The sequence below is a fragment of the Stenotrophomonas sp. TWI273 genome, assembly GCF_039674765.1.
Classification (GTDB): Bacteria; Pseudomonadota; Gammaproteobacteria; order Xanthomonadales; family Xanthomonadaceae; genus Stenotrophomonas.
Genome location: NZ_JBDJOA010000001.1, coordinates 104,402 through 124,868 on the forward strand (window position 1 = coordinate 104,402; position 20,467 = coordinate 124,868).

At 66.5% G+C, this 20,467-nt stretch carries 20 protein-coding genes; 11 read left to right on the forward strand and 9 right to left on the reverse strand.

Features of this window, described 5'->3' with window-relative positions:
* Window positions 1-4 precede the first annotated feature (4 nt).
* Window positions 5-1,648: a malonate decarboxylase subunit alpha gene (gene mdcA / locus ABE571_RS00380; protein WP_346492973.1), complete on the reverse strand. Its 1,644-nt coding sequence runs from the start codon at window positions 1,646-1,648 to the stop codon at window positions 5-7.
* 384 nt (window positions 1,649-2,032) lie between these two features.
* On the opposite strand from mdcA, the gene ABE571_RS00385 reads away from it, so the two are divergent.
* From ABE571_RS00385 to ABE571_RS00395, 3 genes are all read left to right on the forward strand, one after another.
* Window positions 2,033-2,335 carry an addiction module antidote protein gene (locus ABE571_RS00385; RefSeq protein ID WP_313212182.1) on the forward strand — a complete coding sequence of 101 codons (303 nt, stop codon included), beginning with the start codon at window positions 2,033-2,035 and terminating at the stop codon, window positions 2,333-2,335.
* Between the two features lie 160 nt (window positions 2,336-2,495).
* The gene (locus tag ABE571_RS00390; protein WP_313212159.1) at window positions 2,496-2,882 is read left to right on the forward strand and encodes a hypothetical protein; all 387 of its coding nucleotides are present in this window, start codon (window positions 2,496-2,498) and stop codon (window positions 2,880-2,882) included.
* Between the two features lie 128 nt (window positions 2,883-3,010).
* A complete protein-coding gene (locus ABE571_RS00395) occupies window positions 3,011-3,370 on the forward strand; it encodes a hypothetical protein (RefSeq protein ID WP_313212158.1) in 360 nt (119 codons plus the stop codon).
* 75 nt (window positions 3,371-3,445) lie between these two features.
* Here the strand turns inward: ABE571_RS00395 and ABE571_RS00400 are convergent, their stop codons facing one another.
* The 6 genes from ABE571_RS00400 to ABE571_RS00425 all read right to left on the reverse strand — a co-directional run bounded on the left by ABE571_RS00400 (window position 3,446) and on the right by ABE571_RS00425 (window position 10,109).
* On the reverse strand, window positions 3,446-4,120 hold the full coding sequence (locus ABE571_RS00400; protein ID WP_346492974.1) for a DUF2894 domain-containing protein: 675 nt from the start codon (window positions 4,118-4,120) through the stop codon (window positions 3,446-3,448).
* Window positions 4,041-4,688 carry an OmpA family protein gene (locus ABE571_RS00405; RefSeq protein WP_346492975.1) on the reverse strand — a complete coding sequence of 216 codons (648 nt, stop codon included), beginning with the start codon at window positions 4,686-4,688 and terminating at the stop codon, window positions 4,041-4,043. Before ABE571_RS00405 ends, ABE571_RS00400 begins: the two co-directional genes overlap by 80 nt.
* A complete protein-coding gene (locus tag ABE571_RS00410) occupies window positions 4,685-7,090 on the reverse strand; it encodes a DUF802 domain-containing protein (RefSeq protein WP_346492976.1) in 2,406 nt (801 codons plus the stop codon). Before ABE571_RS00410 ends, ABE571_RS00405 begins: the two co-directional genes overlap by 4 nt.
* 10 nt (window positions 7,091-7,100) lie before the next feature.
* A complete protein-coding gene (locus ABE571_RS00415; protein ID WP_346492977.1) occupies window positions 7,101-7,778 on the reverse strand; it encodes a DUF3348 domain-containing protein in 678 nt (225 codons plus the stop codon).
* Between the two features lie 78 nt (window positions 7,779-7,856).
* Window positions 7,857-9,041 (reverse strand): hypothetical protein, encoded by a 1,185-nt coding sequence (locus tag ABE571_RS00420; protein WP_346492978.1) that lies wholly within the window; start codon window positions 9,039-9,041, stop codon window positions 7,857-7,859.
* Between the two features lie 75 nt (window positions 9,042-9,116).
* Complete coding sequence (locus ABE571_RS00425) at window positions 9,117-10,109, reverse strand: aldo/keto reductase (RefSeq protein WP_313212150.1); 993 nt, start codon at window positions 10,107-10,109, stop codon at window positions 9,117-9,119.
* Window positions 10,110-10,343: 234 nt separating this feature from the next.
* Here ABE571_RS00425 and ABE571_RS00430 point away from each other — a divergent pair, with 234 nt between their 5' ends.
* The 7 genes from ABE571_RS00430 to ABE571_RS00460 all read left to right on the forward strand — a co-directional run bounded on the left by ABE571_RS00430 (window position 10,344) and on the right by ABE571_RS00460 (window position 17,667).
* Window positions 10,344-11,396 (forward strand): alpha/beta hydrolase fold domain-containing protein, encoded by a 1,053-nt coding sequence (locus tag ABE571_RS00430; RefSeq protein WP_346493114.1) that lies wholly within the window; start codon window positions 10,344-10,346, stop codon window positions 11,394-11,396.
* Window positions 11,397-11,512: 116 nt separating this feature from the next.
* The gene (locus ABE571_RS00435) at window positions 11,513-11,926 is read left to right on the forward strand and encodes a host attachment family protein (protein ID WP_313212149.1); all 414 of its coding nucleotides are present in this window, start codon (window positions 11,513-11,515) and stop codon (window positions 11,924-11,926) included.
* Window positions 11,927-11,935: 9 nt separating this feature from the next.
* Window positions 11,936-12,265 carry a thioredoxin family protein gene (locus ABE571_RS00440; protein ID WP_313212148.1) on the forward strand — a complete coding sequence of 110 codons (330 nt, stop codon included), beginning with the start codon at window positions 11,936-11,938 and terminating at the stop codon, window positions 12,263-12,265.
* A 367-nt stretch (window positions 12,266-12,632) separates the two neighbouring features.
* On the forward strand, window positions 12,633-14,120 hold the full coding sequence (gene proP, locus ABE571_RS00445) for a glycine betaine/L-proline transporter ProP (RefSeq protein WP_346466403.1): 1,488 nt from the start codon (window positions 12,633-12,635) through the stop codon (window positions 14,118-14,120).
* Window positions 14,121-14,310: 190 nt separating this feature from the next.
* The gene (locus ABE571_RS00450) at window positions 14,311-16,605 is read left to right on the forward strand and encodes a GH92 family glycosyl hydrolase (RefSeq protein ID WP_346492979.1); all 2,295 of its coding nucleotides are present in this window, start codon (window positions 14,311-14,313) and stop codon (window positions 16,603-16,605) included.
* Between the two features lie 93 nt (window positions 16,606-16,698).
* Window positions 16,699-17,040, forward strand: coding sequence for a type II toxin-antitoxin system prevent-host-death family antitoxin (locus tag ABE571_RS00455; RefSeq protein WP_261996700.1), 342 nt, complete (start codon window positions 16,699-16,701; stop codon window positions 17,038-17,040).
* A 3-nt stretch (window positions 17,041-17,043) separates the two neighbouring features.
* Window positions 17,044-17,667 carry an AAA family ATPase gene (locus tag ABE571_RS00460; protein ID WP_179458840.1) on the forward strand — a complete coding sequence of 208 codons (624 nt, stop codon included), beginning with the start codon at window positions 17,044-17,046 and terminating at the stop codon, window positions 17,665-17,667.
* Between the two features lie 3 nt (window positions 17,668-17,670).
* Here ABE571_RS00460 and ABE571_RS00465 read toward each other — a convergent pair whose 3' ends face one another.
* On the reverse strand, window positions 17,671-18,288 hold the full coding sequence (locus ABE571_RS00465; protein WP_346480946.1) for a LysE/ArgO family amino acid transporter: 618 nt from the start codon (window positions 18,286-18,288) through the stop codon (window positions 17,671-17,673).
* A 101-nt stretch (window positions 18,289-18,389) separates the two neighbouring features.
* Between ABE571_RS00465 and ABE571_RS00470 the strand changes: the two genes are divergently transcribed.
* On the forward strand, window positions 18,390-19,283 hold the full coding sequence (locus ABE571_RS00470) for an ArgP/LysG family DNA-binding transcriptional regulator (RefSeq protein ID WP_346492980.1): 894 nt from the start codon (window positions 18,390-18,392) through the stop codon (window positions 19,281-19,283).
* A gap of 15 nt (window positions 19,284-19,298) precedes the next feature.
* Here the strand turns inward: ABE571_RS00470 and ABE571_RS00475 are convergent, their stop codons facing one another.
* Entirely contained in the window at window positions 19,299-20,378 is a 1,080-nt protein-coding gene (locus ABE571_RS00475; protein WP_313209901.1) for a catalase family protein, read from the reverse strand.
* Between the last annotated feature and the right edge of the window lie 89 nt (window positions 20,379-20,467).

Genomic DNA, 20,467 nt, shown 5'->3' on the forward strand with positions numbered 1-20,467 from the left:
CCCCTTACCAGTTGCGGAAGCGTTTGGGCGGGTTGTACAACCCACCGGACCAACGCACGAGATCCTTGACCGAGCGCGCGGCAAGCAGGTCTCGGCTGGCGTCGCGGGTGCGGATGCCGAGGTCTTCCGGGCGGCGGATGATGCCGCGGTCGCGCAGGTTCTCGACCATCGCGCGGTCACGGCCCAGGCCGACCGCGGTGTAGCCGGCCACGCCGCGGATCGCCTGTTCGCGTTCCTCCGGGCTGCGGCACAGCAGCAGATTGGCGATGCCTTCTTCGGTCAGTACGTGGGTGACGTCATCGCCGTAGATCATCACCGGCGGCAGCGGCATCTGCGCGCGCTCGGCCAGCTCCCAGGCATCGAGGCGGTCGACGAAGGCCGGCGCCATGTGCTCGCGGAAGGTTTCCACCATCTGCACGACCAGCTTGCGCCCGCGTGGCATCTGCCCGGGCAGCGCCGCCTCTTGGCCGGCCTTGAGCCAGGCCGGGCTGGCATGGCGGCGGCCGCGGGCATCCGAGCCCATGTTGGGCGCGCCGCCGAAGCCGGCGATGCGATCACGGGTGGCGGTGGAACTGTTGCCCTGCAGATCGATCTGCAGCGTGGAACCGATGAACATGTCGCAGGCGTACAGACCGGCGGTCTGCGAGAAGGCGCGGTTGGAGCGCATGCTGCCGTCGCTGCCGGTGAAGAACACATCCGAGCGCGCTTCGATGTAGCGCTCCATGCCCAGCTCCGAGCCGAACGAATGCACGGACTGCACGAAGCCTGATTCGATCGCCGGGATCAGTGCCGGATGCGGATTGAGTGCCCAGTGCGTGCCTATCTTGCCCTTCAACCCCAGTGATTCGGCATACGTGGGCAGCAGCAGCTCAATCGCCGCGGTATCGAAACCGATGCCGTGGTTGAGGCGCTGCACGCCGTACTCGGCGTAGATGCCCTTGATGGCCATCATCGCCATCAACACCTGGATCTCGGAGATCTGGGCCGGGTCGCGGGTGAACAACGGCTCGATGTAGTTCGGGCGCGGCGCCTCGGTGACGAAGTTGACCCAATCGGCCGGAATATCGACGCGGGGGAGGGTGTCGACGATCTCGTTGACCTGGGCGATCACGATGCCGCCCCGGAACGCGGTGGCCTCCACGATCACCGGGGTGTCTTCAGTGTTGGGGCCGGTATAGAGATTGCCGTGGCGGTCGGCGGCCTGGGCAGCGATCAGCGCGACCTGCGGGGTGAGATCGATGAAGTAGCGGCCGAACAGTTCGAGATAGGTGTGGATCGCCCCGATCTCGATCCGGCCCTCGGCGACGAGATTGGCCAGCCGGCCGCTCTGCGGACCCGAGAAGGAGAAGTCCAGGCGCTGGGCGATGCCGCGCTCGAAGACGTCCAGGTGCGAGGCCAGGGAGAGCACGGATTGGACCATGTGCAGGCCGTGGACCTGCGCGGGATCGAGCTGGGCCAGGCACTCGGCGAGGAAATCGGCCTGCTTCTGGTTGTTGCCCTCCAGGCAGACCCGGTCGCCCGGTTCGAGCACGGTATGCAGGAGCCGCGGCACCTCGGCATGCGGCACCAGGCGCCCGAGCCCGCCATCCGTGGCCCGCTGCAGCCTTGCCTGGCGGCGGTTCGCCAGCGTGTTCCAGTCTCGAGCCATCTGCCGTCTCTTCATAATTACGCTGTAATTACAAGCTACCACCGTGGATTCTGGGCGGCAAGAGGGGGGCCTTCAGGCGAGCAGCAGGGGTGCGTATTCAGCGTCACGAACAGTGTTGACCGCGCGCGTAAAGCGGATCGGCCCCAAAGCGCTTTGATGAACTGTAGTCGGTGGGCAACAGTTGTCCGCGTGGATGTGAAACGCACCCAGGAATTCAAAGACTGGATCGACGACCTGAAAGACGTGGTCGGACGGATGCGGATCCTTGCCCGGATTCGCCGCCTCGCAGATGGCAATCCAGGCGATCATCGAAACCTGTATTACACACAGCGTGGAGGCGAAGTGGTGATTCTTCAGCCCCGAATGGTTCGGAGTAAAGATGCCATGGCAATGAACAAGAAAACGCGCTTGGAGACCTTCGATGTGGCCGAGCACCTGCGTACACCGCACGAGATGGCGGCGTATCTCGATGCTTGCATCATTGAAAGCGACGGCGATGCGGCTTTCATCGCCAAGGCGCTGGGCGATATCGCGCGCGCGCAGGGCATGAGTAAAGTGGCGCGTGATGCGGGTCTGTCGCGCGAAAGCTTGTACCGGGCATTGTCCGGTGAACGCAGCCCGGACTTTGCCACAATCCTCAAAGTGACCCGTGCACTGGGCGTGACCCTGCATGCCAGCGCGGCGTGATGTTGAATCCATGAGACTTACGGGCGCAAGCGAGGAGGCGATCAGCTGGCCGCCTTCCCCGCACGCGAAGAGCGCTCTAGGGCAGTGTCCGGGGTTTATCGCTGGGCAGACGTATTCAGGTAGAGTGGCGCGAGATCGGGATGAACGGGGGTTTCAATCCATGTGGCGACAACTTGGGGCTTTGCTTCTGGTGCTGGCATTGGTATTCGGGGCCACGTACTTCCTGGGCATCTCAGTAGTGGCTCGAAGTAATTTTGCATTCGACACGAGCGACGTGCTGTCCTCGGCTGCCGGCATGTGGTTCGCGCTGTTTGGCGGGCTAATCGCAAGGCAGTACCGGTTCGCGATCATCGTCGGCGTGCTGTACGTCTGTCTCTGGGGAATGGCGACTTACTTCGTCAACGCGGGAACCCAGGCAGGCTTCCTGCCAATCTTCCGCATCAATGCGCCGAACATCGTGGTGTCCGTCCTGAGTGGCATGGCGGGCGCATGCGTTGGCGTGTTTGTTCGACGTGGTCAACGCCGCTCTGAAGAAAGCGCCGCTTAGCGTTGATCGTTCGACGGACAAAAACGCCACATATGCCAATGTACGCAGAATTGATCATTGAGCGATCTGAGGAACGTGATTCGCCTGGGCGCCAAACCGAAGGACTTCCTCCGGGACGGTGATTTGAGATGATTGCACTCAGGTACGTCGTGTTGGTTTCAGGAGCGTTGTTGGCAGCGTGTGGCGCAGATAATGCGCTGACACTGAAGCTCGAGGACGTCCAGTTCTTCAAGGCCCAACAGAGCCGACCAGGGGAGCTGTTGCTGTCGGGCCTTGCCTTTCATAGCGCGCTCGCCGTTGAGCGGATCGATAGCGTGCGTCAGGAGGACGCGATTCAAGTCAACGTGATGCTGGTGCCCGCGAAAGCGGGCATGTCGGGCAGTTTCACTTACGCGCTCCCCCTGGATGACAAGGTGGATCGGGTTACATTCGGCGACGCGGAGACGCTTGTCTGGCGTCGCGACGGCGGCGTGGTTCGACGACCATGAGCTTCGCAGTAGCGCTGATCCTGTCCCGTCGCGCGTGGAGGCGTAGAAGTACATAGGGCGTTGTCGACGCTTCGATCAGCCCGGCACCTTGCCCGCACGCGGCCGCCGCGGCTTCGCCCCCCGCGGCACCACTTTCGGCGTCGCCACCAGCACGCCCCACTGATGCAGGTGCTCCATGCCCGACAGCGCATCCAGGTACGCCATGAAATGCGTCAGGTAGCCGGGCGAGGTCTCTTTCATCAGCGTCAGGGCGCGATGGACCAGTACACCGGAGTTCAACGGCCCACCATTGGTGGGCATCTGGGCCAGCGATTCCCTGAGCTGGCTGGCATTGCGAAGCCTGGCCCACGTCGCCCGGACCTCACCCAGCACCGGCAAATCCGGATACGCAGCATTGTGCTGCCCCGTTAATTCCGTGACCAGCGCCTGCAGACCGATGCGTCCCGATGACAGGCCCGGCGCGGTCACTACCGATGCCGACGCCTCGGCAACCCGCTCGGCGTAACCCGCGACCAACGCATCCAGCTTCCGTTGCAACAGCGCCCGCACCTCACCGTCATGCGCTTGCATGCGGGCATGCAACGCCTCGATCATCGCAAAACGCGTGCGGTCCAGCCCGTCGAGCTTGTCCACTCGCCAGTTCTCGAGAATCTCAGCGGTTGCGACAGGGTTACGGGGCATCCGCGGCCTTGCTCGCCTTGGGTTTCGGGATCGGGGCGATTTCGACGCGGCGGTTCTTGGCGCGGCCATCCTCGTCGGCGTTGGAACTCACCGGCTGCTCCGAGCCAAACGCTGCGGCAAACACCGCATCCGACGGCACGCCTTCGGCGATCAGGGTGCGGGTCACGGTCAATGCACGCTCAGCGGAGAGTTCCCAGTTGTCGGCGAAGCGCCAGTTGCCATCGCGCACCTGCTGGTCGTCGGTGAAGCCACTGACCATCAGGATCTCCTCGCGCGCGGCCAGGTAGCCTTTCAACGGCCCGGCCAGACTCTTGAGGACGTCGGCACCTTCCGGCTGCAGCTGATCCGAGTTCAACGCGAACAGCACATTGCCGCGGATGCCGATGCGGCCATCCACCAGCGTCACACGCCCGGCCGCGAGCGGGCCGGCCAAGGCCTGCTCCAGCGTCTGGCGGCGCTGCACTTCGGCCTGGCGCTGCTTGACCTCTTCATCCAGCCGGTGGGTCAGCTCCAACTGCAGCGCGACCACGCCGACCAGGATCAGTACGAACGCGCCGAGCAGCACCGACATCAGGTCGCCGAAGGCGGCCCAGATCGGCGCGCCTCCGTCGGCCTCGACTTCGATCTCGTCGCTCATGCCGAGGCGGCCCCGGCCTTGCTGCTGCGGCGGCCCGCCAGCTGCTGCAGTTCATCGATGATCTGCTTCTGCGACAGCACGCTGAGGTCGATCACCTCACGCGCCTGGGCCACGTAATAGGCCAGCTGCTCGTCACTGCGGGCCAGCGAACCATCCAGCGAGGCGGCGATCTGGGCCAGACGCTCGTTGAGGCCGTCGCTGGCAGTGCCGAAGGACTGCACGGCGCTGCCGAGCGCATCGGCCAGGCTCGCTACTTCCACCGCACTGCCGGTGACCTGCGCGGCCACGCTGCCGAGTTTGCCGGTCTCGGCTTCGATGTGGTCGGTGAAGCGCGTGCCAACGCGGTCCATCAGCTCGGCCGAGGTCGAGACCAGGGCATCCACGGCGACGCGCTGCTCGTTGGCGGCGTGGTTGACCGCATCCAGCAGGGTCTCCACGGTCGCCAGCAGACGGCTGCGTTCTTCCAGCGTGGCGGTGTCGCGGACCAGGCTGTCGGACAGTTTGCTGCGGAGTTCGGCGACCACATCGGCCGCGGCCTTGGGCGCTTCCGAAGCCGCCTGGACCAGGCGCGAGATCTCGCTGATCGTCTCGCTGGCGTGGGCCTGTGCCTGCTGGGTGATGTCGTTGGCGGTGCGGGCGAGGGTGTCGCAGATGTCCTGCTGGCGGCGGGCCACGCTGTCGCCGGTCTGCTCCCAGCGCTCGCCGAGACTGGCGCTCATGCCGGTGAAGGCCTCGGTCCACGCGTTCAGACGCTGCTGATCGCGCGCTTCCAGTGCGTCCTGGAGCTGGGCATGGGACTGCTGCATCGCGTCGCCGAGCGACACCGCCTGGGCCTGCAGCGTCGCGGCGGCAGCATCCAGCGCGTGCTGGTGACGCGCGCTCACTGCGGTCGCAGCGGCTTCCTGGCGGGCCAGCGCCTGCTGCCAAGCATCGGCAATCTGCGCGGTGGTGGCGTCAATGCGGTTGCCGACCGCGTCGATCAGGCCGGTGGCCTGGGCGTCATGTGTTTCGGTGAAGCTGGACAGCGCGCTGCGCAGGTCGGCAGTCAGCGCAGCATGGGTCTGCTGCTGCGCGGCCTGGGCATCCTGCCAGCGCGTCGCGGTCGTGTTGAGCTCGGCCGAGACCGCCTCAAGCAAGGCGGCGGAGCGCTCGCCATGCTGCTCGGCGAACGTGGCCAGCGCATTGCGCAGCTCGGTCGCCATGGCTTCATTGGTCTGCTGCTGTGCGGACTGGGCCGCCTGCCAACCGTCAGCGGTGCTGACCAGCTTCGCGGAGACCGCATCGAGCAGGCCAAGCGCGCGTTGATCGTGCTGCGCGGCGAATCCGTCCAGCGCGACGCGCAGGTCGGCGGTCAATGCGGTGTTGGTCTGCTGCTGGCTGTCCAGTGCGGCCTGCCAGGTCGCGGCGGTCGCGACGCGGCTGGCGTCGAAGCCCTCGGTCAGGCCGGCCAGCTGGCGCTGTACTGCCTCGGTCACCGTCTCGTGCATGGCGGCGTTGGCGCGGGCGATGCCGGCCAGGGTGGTGTCCATCACCGGCTGCAAGGCCGCGCCAACCGCGCGTGCGCTTTCGGCGACGCTGTCCTTGAGTGACTGCTCGATCGCGGCGGTCAGGCGCGCGTATTCTTCGTCGGCCTTGGCATGGAAGTTCTGCTGGTTGGTCAGCAGCCGCTCGCCCGAGGCGCTGCTCTGCTGCTCGATCGCCGTGGTCATGGCCTGCAGCCGATCCACCAGCGCGGGCATGAGCTCGGCCTGCTGCTGCAGCAGCCGGAAGGCTTCATTGCGCTGCCAGGACTGAGAGTGCGTGTGCAGGGTGGTCGCGATCTCCACGTCCAGCCGCTGCACCGCCTCCAGGCGCTCACGCCGGCACAGGGCCGAGAGCAGGCCGAGCATGGCGGAGGTGGCGACACCGGCAATCGAGGTGCCGAAGGCGACCGCAAGGCCTTCCACCGGCGCACCCAGCGAGCCGCGGATCGCCTGCAGGTCGGTCGCGCTTTCCAGCGCCAGCCCGGTGCCGCGCAGCGTCGCCATCATGCCGAGCAGCGTGCCGAGCATGCCCAGCAGCACCAGCAGGCCGACCAGGTACGGAGTCAGTACCGGGCCGGGCAGGGCGACGCGCTCGCCTTCCACGCGCAGGCGCACGGCATTGCGCAGGCTGGGATGCAGCTGGCCCAACCAGGTGGCGAGCCCGGCGCTGGCGGCGCCCGCACTGGCGCTGGCCGCCGCCAGCGAGGCGGTCGCCTGCCGGTAGCGATACAGCTCGAGGCCACCGGCGAGGTAGCAGACGGCGATCAGCGCGGCGACAGCGAAACCGACCGGATTGGTGCTGGCATAGCCCGCCCCGATCCAGCACACCGCCACAAGGCCAAGCAGGAAAACAACGTAGTGAAGACTGGTTCTGAACATGACGTCCCGGTTAGTGGGTGCGAAGCGCTGCAAGCAGGCCTTCGATCGGTTGAAAACGGATATCCAGCTCGGCCAACAGCAGGCTCTGCATGTCGCGGCGGAACACCTCGCGCCAGGCATCGTCGGTGCCGGCATCGCGCAGGCGCTCGAAATGGACCCTCAGCAGCACCGGCACCTTGGCCAGCAGGCTGTACTCCCGCGCGCTCAGGGTCTGCTCCATCAGCGCGTCCACCTCGGCCAGCCGCGCCATCTCGGGCGAGCGGCGGGTCAACATGTCGCGCAGGCGCCCGCGCAGACGGCTGGTGGCGCTGAGCATGGCGCGCTGGAGGGTGAGATAACGCTCGCCGTACACGGTGTATTCGACAGCGGCGGCGGCACCGTCGGCGTCAACCACCCGGCGAGGCGACTTGGTGGTCTCAGGTTCCTGAACAATACTCGCCTCCAGCGCCGCGCGAAGGCGTTGGCACTCGGCGTCCTCGTCGGCATCGAAGTCCGGCCCCTCGACCGCGGCCGGCAGCCGGCCATCGAGTGCCTTGGACAACGTTACCGCCCGCGTCCAGTCCACCCACTCGCTGAGCCGGTCTGACAGGGCAGGGCCCGTCGAGGACAGGTTGCTCTCAGCGAGGCGGGCCAGCAGCCGGATGAAGGCCGGGCCCGGGACAGGCGTCCGTTGCGCGGTTTTGGCCATTGTTCCGGTTAAAACGATGAATTTTACACCGTAATGACCGGTAGCCGCCCGGCGCCGGGGTTCAGGCTCGGCCGGCCCTCACTTCGCCAGCAGGGGCCAGTAACCGTCCAGTTGCCTGCGCTGGCGGGCGGTGAGTTCACCGCCCAGCGCCGTCCTGAGCCGGTCTGCTTCAGCGCGGCGGTCGGCCCGAATCGATTCACGCGCCAGCTCCAGGTGGGCGCGTTGGCGCACGCTGAGGTTACCGAAGGGGTCGAACCAGGAATCCAGACGGCGGATATCCTTCACCCCGGTCCAGGTGAATCGTGCCTCGCCGGCGATGGCCGCAATCTGTCTGTAACGCCCGATCGCCTCGGCGCGACTGATGCGGCCCTGCAGCAGGTCCAGTCGTGTCGCCAGCAACTGCACCTCAGCGGCAGCACCACTCCCGGACAGGGCGTCCACCGTTTCGCGCAGGAATGCGTCGTCGCGGTTGCCTGTTTCTGCCTGTCTGCCGAGCAGGTTGAAGCTGGCGACCGCGAAGCGGTACGCCGGCAGTTCCCGTTGGTGGACATCCGCATCGTTCGGGGCACCCAGGCTCGACGGTTGCACCACCACGATGCCGGGCTCATCGGCCAGCACAGCATCGATGTCGCGCTTGTGGAACTCACCGACCACCACGACCACGGTGCCGCCTGGATGCGCCCGCGCGGCGGCCGCGATGCGCTTGGCCTGCAGGAAGGTGCGATACAGGAACAGGCGACGTGGCAGGTCCTGTGCGGTACGTGCCGCTGGGGTGAGGCTCCATTGCGTGGAGCGCGTCACATTGTGGGGATCGTCGGCATGGAAAAGCGTTCGGTGCAGTTGCGCCGGCTCGGGGAAGGTCAGGAACTGTTGGAAGCCCCGGATCGGCCGGATTTCAGGAATCGCCTCCAGATCCATGCCGAAGCCCAGTTGGGCGTCTTCCGTCGAGGGATGCCAGTCGAAGGGGCACACGTCAATGTTGCGCTCCCGGGCGAACGGCACCACCACGTCCTGCACTTCGTAGGTGAACTCATAGAAATCGTTACGTGCAAATGCCTCCGGCGATCGCTCTATGCAGATGGCATCGGGCGCAGCGCGATCGAGGAACGCCGCCAGCACCGCGGGCCGATCCTCACGCGCCACGAGCTGCGCGGCATGGTCCACGCCCAGCACGATCACCTGTGTTGCTGTTTCAGGCGGCGCGCTCTTTGCAGGCAACGACAGCATTGCCACTACCACACCCACGACCAACATCCTGTTCATTACGGCTCCTGCGCACACGGTGTGTAGCGCAGGGTGGCAGGCTGCAGGACCGAATGCGGGTGCCAGAAGTTGTAGTCACGGCAACGGCGCGTGCGGGGAGACCAAGCCCTGCTCGCGCAGCGCGCTCCAGAATGCCGGCGGAATCGCGACCTCGGCCAACGCCAGATTCTCCGCGATACGGCTGGGCTGGCTGGCGCCCGGGATCACCGCCGCGACCGCCGGATGGGCGAGCGAGAACTGCAGCGCTGCGGCACGGATATCCACGCCGAACTGCGCGCACACCTGCTGCAGGCGCCCCACGCGATGCAGCACCTCGGCGCCGGCTTTCTGGTACTCATAGTGCGCGCCGCCGGCGAGAATGCCGGAGTTGTAGGGACCGCCGACCACGACGCTGGCACCACGCGCTTCGGCCGCCGGCATCAGATTGGCCAGCGCTTCGTGGTGATCCAGCAGGGTGTAGCGCCCGGCGAGCACGAAGCCATCCGGGTCGGCCTGCTGCAGCGCCATCACGCAGGGCTCGACGCGGTTGACGCCCAGGCCCCAACCCTTGATGACACCTTCCTCGCGCAGCCGGGTCAGCGCGGTCGCGGCACCGGACATGGCCTGGTGGAACACGGCGCGCCAGTCATCGCCATGGAAATCCTTGGCCGGGTCATGGATCCAGACGATGTCGAGGCGGTCGGTCTTCAGGCGCTTCAGGCTCTCTTCGATCGCGCGCAGCGTGCCGTCGGCGCTGTAGTCGTAGACGATTCTGTTGGGCAGTCCGTGCTCGAACAGGCCTCCTTTCTCACCCAGATCACGCTGGGCGGTGTCTTCGGTTTCATCCAGCAGGCGACGGCCGACCTTGGTGCTGAGCACATAGGCATCGCGCGGATAGTGTTGCAGCGCTTCGCCTAGGCGCAGTTCGGCCAGGCCGGCGCCGTACATAGGGGCGGCGTCGAAGTAGCGGATGCCGTGGTCCCAGGCGGCGTGCACGGTGTCCAGTGCCTCCTGTTCGGGGATGGCGCGGTACATGTTGCCCAGAGGGGCGGTGCCGAAGCCGACGCGGCCGGGGAGATCAATGCGCATGCGGTGGGGTCCGAGGTTGCAGGCCAGGCAGTCTGCGCGCGGCGTTGGTCCGCAAACACCCGTCCAGCGGCGAAAGACAGTTGCCCTGGGCGCAAGGATCCCGGCCCGGCTGCGTAGCGTCTGCGGTGAGGCAACGATTACTCTGTGACCCGATCTCACAGGGGAGTGCGGAAGATGGGTTGGACCGGGAAGATCGCGCCGATGGCGCTGTGGTTGGCCGCCAGCGGGACCGTCATGGCGGCCACGCCCGCACCTTCAGCCGCGGAGGGCGTGCGGAACGTCCCCGGTTTTGCCTTACCGCTCTCGCCCTATCTGAGCCCTGAAGCACAGGCGGCGATGCGCAGCGCGGTGGTCAACGGTGATCCCGTCGCAAAGATGGACAACGCCACCGTGCTCAAGGAATTGGCAGCGATCCGCAAGGGCGCGGACGCGTGGGCCTACGGAGAAATCCAGGCGCTGCGCGAGCGCTATCCGGTTGAGCTGCACCATGAACGCTGGAACGGCGTGCCGGTGGTGCGGGTCGAGCCGCACAGTGCACCCGCCGACCCGGCGCAGCGGCGGCTGCTGATCGAGCTGCATGGCGGCGCCTTCGTCTTCGGGCGTGCCGACAGTCTCGGCCTGCTCGAGGCGATCCCGGTGGCGGCAATGACCGGTGCCACGGTGGTGGCGGTGGAATATCGGCAGGGGCCCGAGCACCACTTCCCGGCCGCCAGCGAGGATGTTGCGGCGGTATATCGCGCCGCGTTGGAGAAAATGCCCGCACAGCACATCGGCCTGTTCGGCTGCTCGGCCGGCGGCGTGCTGACCGGTGAATCGCTGGCGTGGTTCGACAAGGAGAAGCTGCCGATGCCGGCCGCGGCCGGGTTGTTCTGCGCCGGCGGCGATGCCCGTTACGGCGGCGACTCGCGCTATGTGGCCGCAGCGGTGACCGACGCCCTGCTGCCGCATGCCGATGGCACGCTGCCGATCATGGAAGATCTGTACTACGGCAAGGTCGATTTCCGGGATCCACTGGTGTCGCCGGTGTTTTCCGATGCGGTACTGGCCCGGTTTCCGCCCACGCTGTTCATCACCGCCACCCGCGCGGCCGAAATGAGCAACGTCGCCTACACCCATTCCCGACTGGTGGACCTCGGCCGCGAGTCGGACCTGCACGTCTGGGACGGCCTGGGCCACGCCTTCCACCTGGACGCGCGCTTGCCGGAAAGCCAGCAGGCCTACCGGGTGATGGCGCGCTTCTTCGCCAGGCACCTGCAGATGCCGCTGCCGGCATCCCCGGGGGAGTAGGGCGCACAGGGCCTGCATACGCTGTGCATACATCCGTATGCACGGTGCTTACATGCCGTTGCCTACGGTGGAACCCGAGTGCACCCGCGCTCGGTTTTCCCCATAAGGAGTAGATGATGAGTCAGCAGATTCCCGAAGGTACCCTGGTCGTTGTAGCCGATGGCGGCTCGGCCCGCGTGTTCACCAACGTTGGCACCGCGCACAAGCTGCAACTCAAGCAGGAGGGGGAACTGCAGCTGCAGGCCGTGAGCGATACCGGCGCATCCGGGCAGGGGCCGTCCGGCTCGGTGCCCCAGGAAATGTCGATTTCCCAGCTCAACGAGGCGACGTTTGCCAAGCAGGTGGCGGCGCAGTTGAACGAAGACGCGTTGAAGAACCGCTACGCGCACCTGATCCTGATCGCCGACCCGCAGACCCTGGGCCGTATCCGCCCGCTGCTGCACAAGGAAACCCAGGAGCGTCTGCTCAAGGATCTGGCCAAGGACTTCACCAACGCGCCGCTGGAGGATATCCAGCGCGCGCTGTCCTGAGAATCGCTCATGACCTTCGTTCGTGAGTACAGCCCATCGGACATCACCCGTGCCGACATCGATGCGGGCAGCGGATGGGTGCTCCTGGAATTCGGTACCGGTTGGTGCGGCCATTGCAGTGCCGCCCAGCCCCTGCTGCAGAAGTTTCTGGGTGGCTACGACGCGACACACCTGAAGGTCGAGGACGGGAAGGGGCGGCCACTGGGCCGCTCCTTTGCCGTGAAGCTGTGGCCGACCGTGATCCTGCTGCGCGACGGCCACGAAATCGCGCGGGCGGTGCGACCGCATGAACGCGAGGATCTGGCGCCACTGATCGATGCGCTTGAGAGCGGGCAGTAACACACGGCCCACTCTCAACCGCCGTGCGATCACAGTCAGTACAATCCATTTCCCGCGTTGCGCAGGCGTGTATGCATCGCGTGAAAAGCGTACCCAAACAGCTTGAAACACGCTGTTCCACGCTGCCAGACAGGGCAGTACGGGGCTCGCGCTGGCCAAATGTAGTAACATGGCTCGCTTGATCACCCCCGGGCCATTGCCCGCTTCCTGGTCATCCATCCCGCAGCGTCGCTGAGTCCACGCGGCCGTCCGGGATCGTCTGTTGCAACCCCTCTTCGCGCATCGCGCTGTGTCATCAGAGGCGGTATTTCCTGTGCCGTGCGCGGGACCTCGGGCGCCGTGATGGCCTGCTTCCAGGAGAAAGCAGATGCAGGACCTGCCTGCCGCACACGCTCATTTCGGCTGGTTCAAACGCCGCCGCCAGATGCATGTCGACGAAGTCACCGTCGTTGATCGTCCCATGTTGAAGAAGGCCGTTGGCGCCGCCGCGCTCGGCAACGCGATGGAGTGGTTCGATTTCGGCGTCTACGGCTACCTCGCCGTGACCCTTGGCCAGGTGTTCTTCCCCGACAGCAGCCCGACCGCACAGCTGATCGCCACCTTTGCCACCTTTACCGTCGCCTTCCTGGTGCGCCCGCTGGGCGGGTTGGTGTTCGGGCCGCTGGGCGACAAGTACGGGCGGCAGAAGGTGCTCGCGGCCACCATGATCCTGATGGCCGCCGGCACCTTCAGCATCGGCCTGATTCCCTCGTACGACCGCATCGGGATCTGGGCGCCGGCGCTGCTGCTGCTTGCCCGCATCGTGCAGGGGTTCTCCACCGGCGGTGAGTATGGCGGCGCGGCCACGTTCATCGCCGAGTATTCGACCGACCGCAATCGTGGCCTCATGGGTAGCTGGCTGGAGTTCGGTACGCTGGGCGGCTACATCGCCGGTGCCGGCACGGTCACCGCGCTGCACATGGCCCTGAGCAGCACGCAGATGCTGGACTGGGGCTGGCGCATCCCGTTCCTCGTCGCCGGTCCGCTGGGTCTGCTTGGCCTGTACATGCGCATGAAGCTCGAAGAGACGCCGGCGTTCCGCGCGTATGCCGAAGAGGCCGAGAAGCGCGATCACGAACGCCCCGGCCTGGGCGCGCTGTTCCGTGTGCATTGGGCCCAGCTGCTGATCTGTGTCGGCCTGGTGCTGGTGTTCAACGTCACCGATTACATGCTGCTCACCTACATGCCCAGCTATCTCAGCGTCACGATGGGCTATGCCGAGAGCAAAGGCCTGCTGCTGATCATCATCGTGATGCTGGTAATGATGCCGCTCAATGTGCTGGGCGGGCTGTTCAGCGATCGCCTGGGCCGCCGCCCGATGATCATCGGTGCCTGCATCGCGCTGTTCCTGCTGGCGATCCCGTGCCTGAAGCTGGTCGGCAGTGGCAATGACTGGCTGATCTTCCTCGGGCTGATGCTGCTCGGCGTGGCGCTGGTGTGCTTCACCAGCTCGATGCCGTCCACGCTGCCGGCGCTGTTCTATACGCCGGTGCGCTACAGCGCGCTGTCGATCGCGTTCAATGTATCGGTTTCGCTGTTCGGTGGCACCACGCCGTTGGTGACCGCCTGGCTGGTGGAGCGCACCGGCGATCCGCTGGTGCCGGCGTACTACCTGATGGGCGCGGCGGTGATCGGCGTGATCACCATGCTGTTCGTGCGTGAGACGGCCGGGATGCCGCTGCGTGGTTCGCCGCCGGCGGTGGCCAGCGAAGCCGAAGCCCGTGCGCTGATGCGCAGCGACGAGCCGGTCACGGTGGATGCGACCCAGCCGACGCTGCCGGTGGCCGCCGTGCCGGAGGACGCGCGTCCGGCGTAACGCCGGTCCGCGTCCATCATCAACGGCGCACCAATGGCGCCGGGCGATCGGCCCGGCGCCGGCAACACCCGCACCGCAACATGTCAGCCCGATCGGCCAGTGCTAGGATCGACCTCACCTGAATCGATCTAAATTCAACGCCATGACAAAAACGGGGACGGTGCGGTGGTTGGGGCTCGCGGTAGGGGCGATGTTGGTGGCCAGCACTGCCACAGCGGCACCGGCCAAGGTCGGCGAACGCGCCTATGCGGCGGTCGATCCGTTCATCGGCACGGCCGGGGAGGGGCACACCTATCCCGGCGCGACCGTTCCGTTCGGCATGGTGCAGCTCAGTCCGGACACCCGTATCCAGCCGCGCGAGAAGGCCTATGGCTGGGCCGCCGGCTACAGGCATGACGACACCAGCATCGTCGGCTTCTCGCACACGCATTTCTCCGGCAGCGGCCATTCCGATCTGGGCGATGTGCTGCTGATGCCGGTGCGCACCGATGCCAGCCTGGAGCGGGGCGACCCCGACAAACCCGGCAGCGGCTATACCTCGCGCTTCCGCCACGACGACGAGCGCGCCGAACCAGGCTACTACGCCGTCACCCTGGATGATCCGAAGGTGCGCGCCGAGCTGACCACCAGCACCCGCGTCGGCGTGCATCGCTATACCTATCCGGCCAACCAGCCCGCACGCGTGCTGCTGGACCTGCGCACCAGTCTGTACGACTACCCGGGCAAGATCATGTGGTCACGCCTGCGCGCCCGCGAGGACGGCACCATCACCGGCTTCCGCGAGACCCGCGGCTGGGCACCGGGCCGGCAGCTGTATTTCGCGATGCGCTTCTCGCGGCCGCTGACCGGTCACGCATTCCACAACACCGAGACCGACATCGCCTACAAGGGCTTCCCGCCGCCGGGTCACCAGAGCCCGGCCCAGCGTGCGCAGATTGAAGGGCGCCAGCTGGTCGGCACCTTCGATTTTGGCAAGCTGGATACACCGCTGGTGGTGACCGTGGCGATTTCCTCGGTCAGCGAGGCCGGTGCGATCGCCAACCTGGAAAGCGAAGTGCCCGGCTTCGATTTCGACCGTGTCCGCGCCGAGGCGAAAGCGCAGTGGACGCAGGCACTGTCGGTACTGGATATCGACGGCCCCGAGCACGACCGCCGCAGCGCCTACACCGCGCTGTACCACAGCCTGCTCGGGCCGACCGTGTTCATGGACAGCGATGGCCAGTACCGCGGCTCGGACAATGCCGTGCACCGCGCCGAGGGCTATACCAACTACTCGACGTTCTCGCTGTGGGACACCTACCGCGCCCTGCATCCACTGCTGACCCTGGTGCAGCCGGAAAAACGCAACAGCGATTTCATCAATTCGCTGCTCGCGCACCAGCACAACAGCGCCTACGGGATGCTGCCGGTATGGGCGTTCCACGGCCAGGAGACCTGGTGCATGATCGGCTACCACGCCGTGCCGGTGATCGCCGATGCCTACCTCAAGGGCATCCGCGGGTTCGATGAGAACAAGGCGTTGGCGGCGATGGTGGCCACCGCCAATTACGGCCCGTACGATGGCATCGCGCAGTACCGCGAGCTGGGCTGGGTGCCGATCGATGAAGAAGGCGAGGCCGCCAGCAAGACACTGGAATATGCGTTCGACGACTGGACCATCGCGCGCATGGCCAAGGCCATGGGCAACACGAAGGTTGCCGGGGAGTTCGAGAAGCGCGCCACGAACTGGCGCAATGCCTATGACAAGGACACCGGCTTCATGCGGGCGCGCAAGCGCGATGGCAGCTTCCGCACGCCGTTCGACCCGAGCGCCAGCGGCTACGGCACGGATTACACCGAAGGCAACGCCTGGCAGTACTCCTGGTATGTGCCGCACGACGTGGCCGGCCTGGCCGCCGCGCACGGGGGCAGCGACGCGCTGCTGGCCCGTCTGGACCAGGTGTTCGAGGCCAAGGTCGACCCCTCGATCTTCGAGCATATGGAAGACATCACCGGCCTGATCGGCTGGTACGCGCACGGCAACGAGCCCAGCCACCACGTGGCCTATCTGTATGCCCATGCCGGGCAGCCGTGGCGCACCCAGGCGCGCCTGAAGCAGATCATGGACACCCAGTACGCCGACCGTCCCGATGGCCTGGCCGGCAATGACGACCTGGGCCAGATGTCGGCCTGGTACGTGTTCACCGCACTGGGCTTCTACCCGGTGGCCCCGGGCAGCGGCGAATACATCATCGGTCGTCCGTTCCTGCCCAAGGCGGCACTGCACCTGCCCAACGGCAAGACCTTCACCATCGTCACCGACGGGCTGGGCAAGGGCCATGACTACGTCGGCTCGGTGACCCTCAATGGCCACCCGCTGCAGCGCACCTTCCTGCGCCACGACGAGATCCTGGCCGGCGGCGAGCTGCGCTTCACGCTCCAGGCCGAGCCGAACATGGCCTGGCCGGGGCAGGGCGCCGAGCAGCCGTACTCGATGTCCCGCTGACGAGCCTCTGGACCCTCCTTCTGGCCAAAATGGGATTTATGTCCAATTTGGCCAGAAGGGGTATAGTGGGCCCATCCCGTCCTGGAGCGTGCCATGACCCTGCCACTGGATCTGCCCGGCCTTGAGAAGGCCACGGCCTCGTCGGTGAAAACCCGCGGTTGGCCCAGCCTGATGCGCACCGTTCGCGAAAAGCAGGCCCTGGTGATCACCAACCACAATCATCCCGAAGCGGTGATAGTGGACATCAAGACCTACCAGGAACTGCTGGCCAAGGCCGCCGGCGGCGACCTCGATGAGCGCATGGGCGAGCTGGAACGCCTGCGCGCCGCGTTCGATACCACCCTCGCCAGCCTTGGCCGCGATGGTGGGCTGGGCAAGGTACTGGGGCAGCCGATCCGACGCGGCCGCAAGGTCGCCCTCGGCAGTCCGCTCTGACCAATGGGACGGATTCTGGTGCTGGCCGGTGTCAATGGCGCCGGCAAGAGTTCGCTGCTGGGCATGTGGCTGGAAGAAGAAGGCCTGACATGGTTCAACCCGGATACGTTCACCCGCCGCCTGGTGGAGACGGGGTGGTCGTTGGGCGAGGCCAACGCTGCGGCCTGGAATGAAGGCGCGCGCCGGCTGCGGCAGGCGATCGACGAGGGCACCGACTTCGCGTTCGAAACCACGCTGGGCGGCAACACCATCCCGCGTCTGCTGCGTGAGGCGTGCGAGCAGCACGACGTGGCGATCTGGTTCTGCGGCCTGCAGAGCGTGGAGCTGCACATGGAACGTGTCGCGGCCCGGGTCAGCCGCGGCGGGCATGACATCCCCGCCGACAAGATCCGTGCCCGCTACGATTCCTCGCGCGAAAACCTGCTGGCCCTGCTGCCGCACTTGGCCGAGCTGCATGTCTACGACAACAGCGCCCCGGCCGATGCCGATGGCGCCGAACCGCTGCCGGTGCTGCAGCTGGATCGCAACGGGCTGCACTATCCTGCCTCGGCGATCGAGCTGCTGCAGACCCCGGACTGGGCCAAGCCGATCGTGATGCGGGCCATGGAGCTGCATACCCCTGCGTAAGCGTTACTGCAGGGGCCGGAGCAGCAACAGCACGCTCAGCGTCAGCATGAAGACCGCGATGCCCGCGTCCAGCCAGCGCCACGCCCTGGCATGCGCGAACCACGGTTGCAGCCAGCGCGCCCCGACGCCCAGCAGGGTGAACCACGACACGCTGGCCAGGCACGCGCCTGCCGCGAACAGCCAGCGGGCGTCGCCCGGGTAGCGGGTCGAGAGGCTGCCGAGCAGCACCATCGTGTCCAGGTAGACGTGCGGATTGAGGAAGGTGAATGCCAGGCAGACCAGCAGCGTGCGCCGCCATCCCGCCTGCATGTCAGAAGCTGCATCGAGCCCGCCACCGCCGGACCAGGCCCGGCGCGCTGCCATAAGGCCGTATACCGCGAGAAAGGCCGCCCCACCGAAGCGCAGGACCTCGAGCAGCAATGGGAAACGCGCCACGGCTGCGCCGATGCCGGCCACCCCCAGCAGTATCAGGGCGATGTCGCCGGCTGCGCAGACCGCGACCACCAGCGCGACGCGCTGCTGTTTCAGGCCCTGGCGGAGCACGAAGGCGTTCTGGGCGCCGATGGCGATGATGAGACCGGCGCCTGTGAGAAATCCGGCGAGGGCGGCAGCTGGCTGCATGGGGAAATCCACGGAAGGGGCGTGCAGGGTGGCCGCAGGAGGCGGATAAGCCCAGCTACATTTCCTGTGGCACGATAAGCATTCCTGATGCCGAGATCGCCATGAGCCTGCTCCATCCCCAACTCGCCGCGTTCTTGGCCGTCCTGGAGGAGGGCAGCTTCGAGGCCGCCGCGCGGCGGCTCAACCTCACCCAGTCCGCGATCTCCCAGCGGATCAAGGCGCTGGAGGACCGTCTCGGCCAGGTCCTGATCGTGCGCCAGGCACCGTGCCGCCCCACACCTGCCGGTGAGCAGCTGCTGCGCCGGGTACGTCCGATGCAGACCCTGGAAGAAGAGGTGCTCGCCGATTTCCTGCCGGATGCGGAGGTGCAGCATCGCAACGTCTGCCTGGCGGTCAACGACGACTCGCTCGAAACCTGGTTTCTTCCCGCGCTGGCCGCGTTGCATGCTGCGCATGGCTATACCTTCGACCTGCGCGTGGACGACCAGGACCACACGCTGGATCTGCTGCGAGACGGCTCGGCACTGGGCGCGGTGACGGCGGATGCCAAGGCCCTGCAGGGCTGCAATGTCCATCCGCTGGGCACGATGCGCTATCTGGCGATCGCGGCGCCGGCATTCAAAGCGGCGTATTTCGGTGTGGGCGTGAGCGCGGCATCCCTGGCCACTGCCCCGATGATCGTCTTCAACCGCAAGGACCGGCTGCAGGCGCGGTATCTACGCACCGTTACGCGCGCCACGCTGTCCCCGCCGGTGCACTACCTGCCTACGTCGACGGGTTTTGTCGAGGCCGCTGCACTTGGGCTGGGCTGGTGCCTGGTGCCCGAGTCGCTCGCCTCCACTGCGCTGCAGAGAAACGCCGTGGTCGAGCTTGATCCAGCGCGCTGGATCGACGTGCCGCTGTACTGGCAGCACGCCGCGATCCGCTCGACCACGCTTCAGGGCATCACGGCTGCCATGCGGGACGCGGCAGGCAAGGTGCTCCGCGATCCGTAACGGGGCCGGCGCGTTTCAGCCGACGGGCTCGTGGATCGGGCATCCATTGAATCGGGAGCGGAACTGACGCGAGGCGGCCATTACCACGCGGCGTGCACGATTCAGTCCGCCGAGAGGACGATGCTCGGCCAGCGCGTGCCACGGCGCGAACGCGAGCGCATCCTCGACGCCCGGCGAGGTGTCAGGCTGCCACGCCTCCTGCTGCGCCACGCTCAGGCGTGCAACCGGCAGGAACGGGCTGTCCGCCTCGGCCCAGGCAACCGACGCATCTTCGATCGGCATGCGCTCCACATCGCGGCACAGCTGCACGCGCAGCTCCCATTCGACCGGATTGGGCAGGTCGGTGAAGAAGGCCACCACCGCGTCGCGCTGCGCATCCTCGTCCGAGCCGATTTTGTCGCCGGTCAGTGCGAGCAGGGCAGGTGAGACCGGTGCCAACGAAAACTTGGCCATGTACGGACCGTAGAGAAACGGCACCTGGCTGAAGAAGGTCTCCCCCAGCGGATGGTGCTGCGGCTCCCCGCCCATGCCTTTGAGCAGGGCGCTCTGGCCACCGACCGCCTCCAGCGCCGCCTCCGCACCCCGCAGCGTGGCGGAGATCATCCGTTTGGTACGCGGCATCCGTTCGGTGGTCGCGGCAAGCAGCTTGGCCGAGCGCAGGAAGCCGGCCACGCCGGGCGTGTTGAATGCGGGACCGTTGACCATCAGGAAGTCCTGCGTGTGCTGCTCCTCGGCGCCTTCCGCACGCGCGCCGTCCACGCCGATCACCTTGAGCGCCATCGCGCGCGGGGTGGAGACCGAATCGGGAAGCTGCTCGGCCGGCGGCGAGGACAATCGCACCCGCGCGTCGTAGCTGCCGGGCCGCGCAAACAGGCCGTGGCGCAGCTCGGCCGGCAACCCGTCCAGTACGCGCAGCCGGCCCTTCAACAACCCTTGGCCCTTGGCGTGCACCGCGCGGTGGGCGTGGCCTTCCTGCTCGGCCACCGTCAGCGCCATGCGCGCAAACACCTCGGTCAACTCACGGATATGCGTCGCCTCATCTTCGTCGGCATGCTCGAGCGAGGCGTGGTAAAGAACGGGTGGGGGCAGTGACATGCAGGCTCCTGTTGTGATCAACGGCGGCGATCAAGCGCGGAAAGGGCAACGCGCTGCGCGGGGAGGACGGCTCCCCGCACAATGCAATG

Excerpts from the sequence above, each read along its gene's own strand:
- ABE571_RS00470 (WP_346492980.1), top strand. The coding sequence starts at position 18,390 with ATGAGCCTGCTCCATCCCCAACTCGCCGCGTTCTTGGCCGTCCTGGAG.
- ABE571_RS00395 (WP_313212158.1), top strand. The coding sequence starts at position 3,011 with ATGATTGCACTCAGGTACGTCGTGTTGGTTTCAGGAGCGTTGTTGGCA.
- ABE571_RS00450 (WP_346492979.1), top strand. The coding sequence starts at position 14,311 with ATGTTGGTGGCCAGCACTGCCACAGCGGCACCGGCCAAGGTCGGCGAA.
- ABE571_RS00415 (WP_346492977.1), bottom strand. The coding sequence starts at position 7,778 with ATGGCCAAAACCGCGCAACGGACGCCTGTCCCGGGCCCGGCCTTCATC.
- proP (WP_346466403.1), top strand. The coding sequence starts at position 12,633 with ATGCAGGACCTGCCTGCCGCACACGCTCATTTCGGCTGGTTCAAACGC.
- ABE571_RS00425 (WP_313212150.1), bottom strand. The coding sequence starts at position 10,109 with ATGCGCATTGATCTCCCCGGCCGCGTCGGCTTCGGCACCGCCCCTCTG.
- ABE571_RS00475 (WP_313209901.1), bottom strand. The coding sequence starts at position 20,378 with ATGTCACTGCCCCCACCCGTTCTTTACCACGCCTCGCTCGAGCATGCC.
- ABE571_RS00460 (WP_179458840.1), top strand. The coding sequence starts at position 17,044 with ATGGGACGGATTCTGGTGCTGGCCGGTGTCAATGGCGCCGGCAAGAGT.
- ABE571_RS00440 (WP_313212148.1), top strand. The coding sequence starts at position 11,936 with ATGACCTTCGTTCGTGAGTACAGCCCATCGGACATCACCCGTGCCGAC.
- ABE571_RS00385 (WP_313212182.1), top strand. The coding sequence starts at position 2,033 with ATGGCAATGAACAAGAAAACGCGCTTGGAGACCTTCGATGTGGCCGAG.
- ABE571_RS00400 (WP_346492974.1), bottom strand. The coding sequence starts at position 4,120 with ATGGCCGCGCCAAGAACCGCCGCGTCGAAATCGCCCCGATCCCGAAAC.
- ABE571_RS00410 (WP_346492976.1), bottom strand. The coding sequence starts at position 7,090 with ATGTTCAGAACCAGTCTTCACTACGTTGTTTTCCTGCTTGGCCTTGTG.
- ABE571_RS00390 (WP_313212159.1), top strand. The coding sequence starts at position 2,496 with ATGTGGCGACAACTTGGGGCTTTGCTTCTGGTGCTGGCATTGGTATTC.
- ABE571_RS00465 (WP_346480946.1), bottom strand. The coding sequence starts at position 18,288 with ATGCAGCCAGCTGCCGCCCTCGCCGGATTTCTCACAGGCGCCGGTCTC.
- mdcA (WP_346492973.1), bottom strand. The coding sequence starts at position 1,648 with ATGGCTCGAGACTGGAACACGCTGGCGAACCGCCGCCAGGCAAGGCTG.
- ABE571_RS00435 (WP_313212149.1), top strand. The coding sequence starts at position 11,513 with ATGAGTCAGCAGATTCCCGAAGGTACCCTGGTCGTTGTAGCCGATGGC.
- ABE571_RS00430 (WP_346493114.1), top strand. The coding sequence starts at position 10,344 with ATGGCGGCCACGCCCGCACCTTCAGCCGCGGAGGGCGTGCGGAACGTC.
- ABE571_RS00420 (WP_346492978.1), bottom strand. The coding sequence starts at position 9,041 with ATGAACAGGATGTTGGTCGTGGGTGTGGTAGTGGCAATGCTGTCGTTG.
- ABE571_RS00455 (WP_261996700.1), top strand. The coding sequence starts at position 16,699 with ATGACCCTGCCACTGGATCTGCCCGGCCTTGAGAAGGCCACGGCCTCG.
- ABE571_RS00405 (WP_346492975.1), bottom strand. The coding sequence starts at position 4,688 with ATGAGCGACGAGATCGAAGTCGAGGCCGACGGAGGCGCGCCGATCTGG.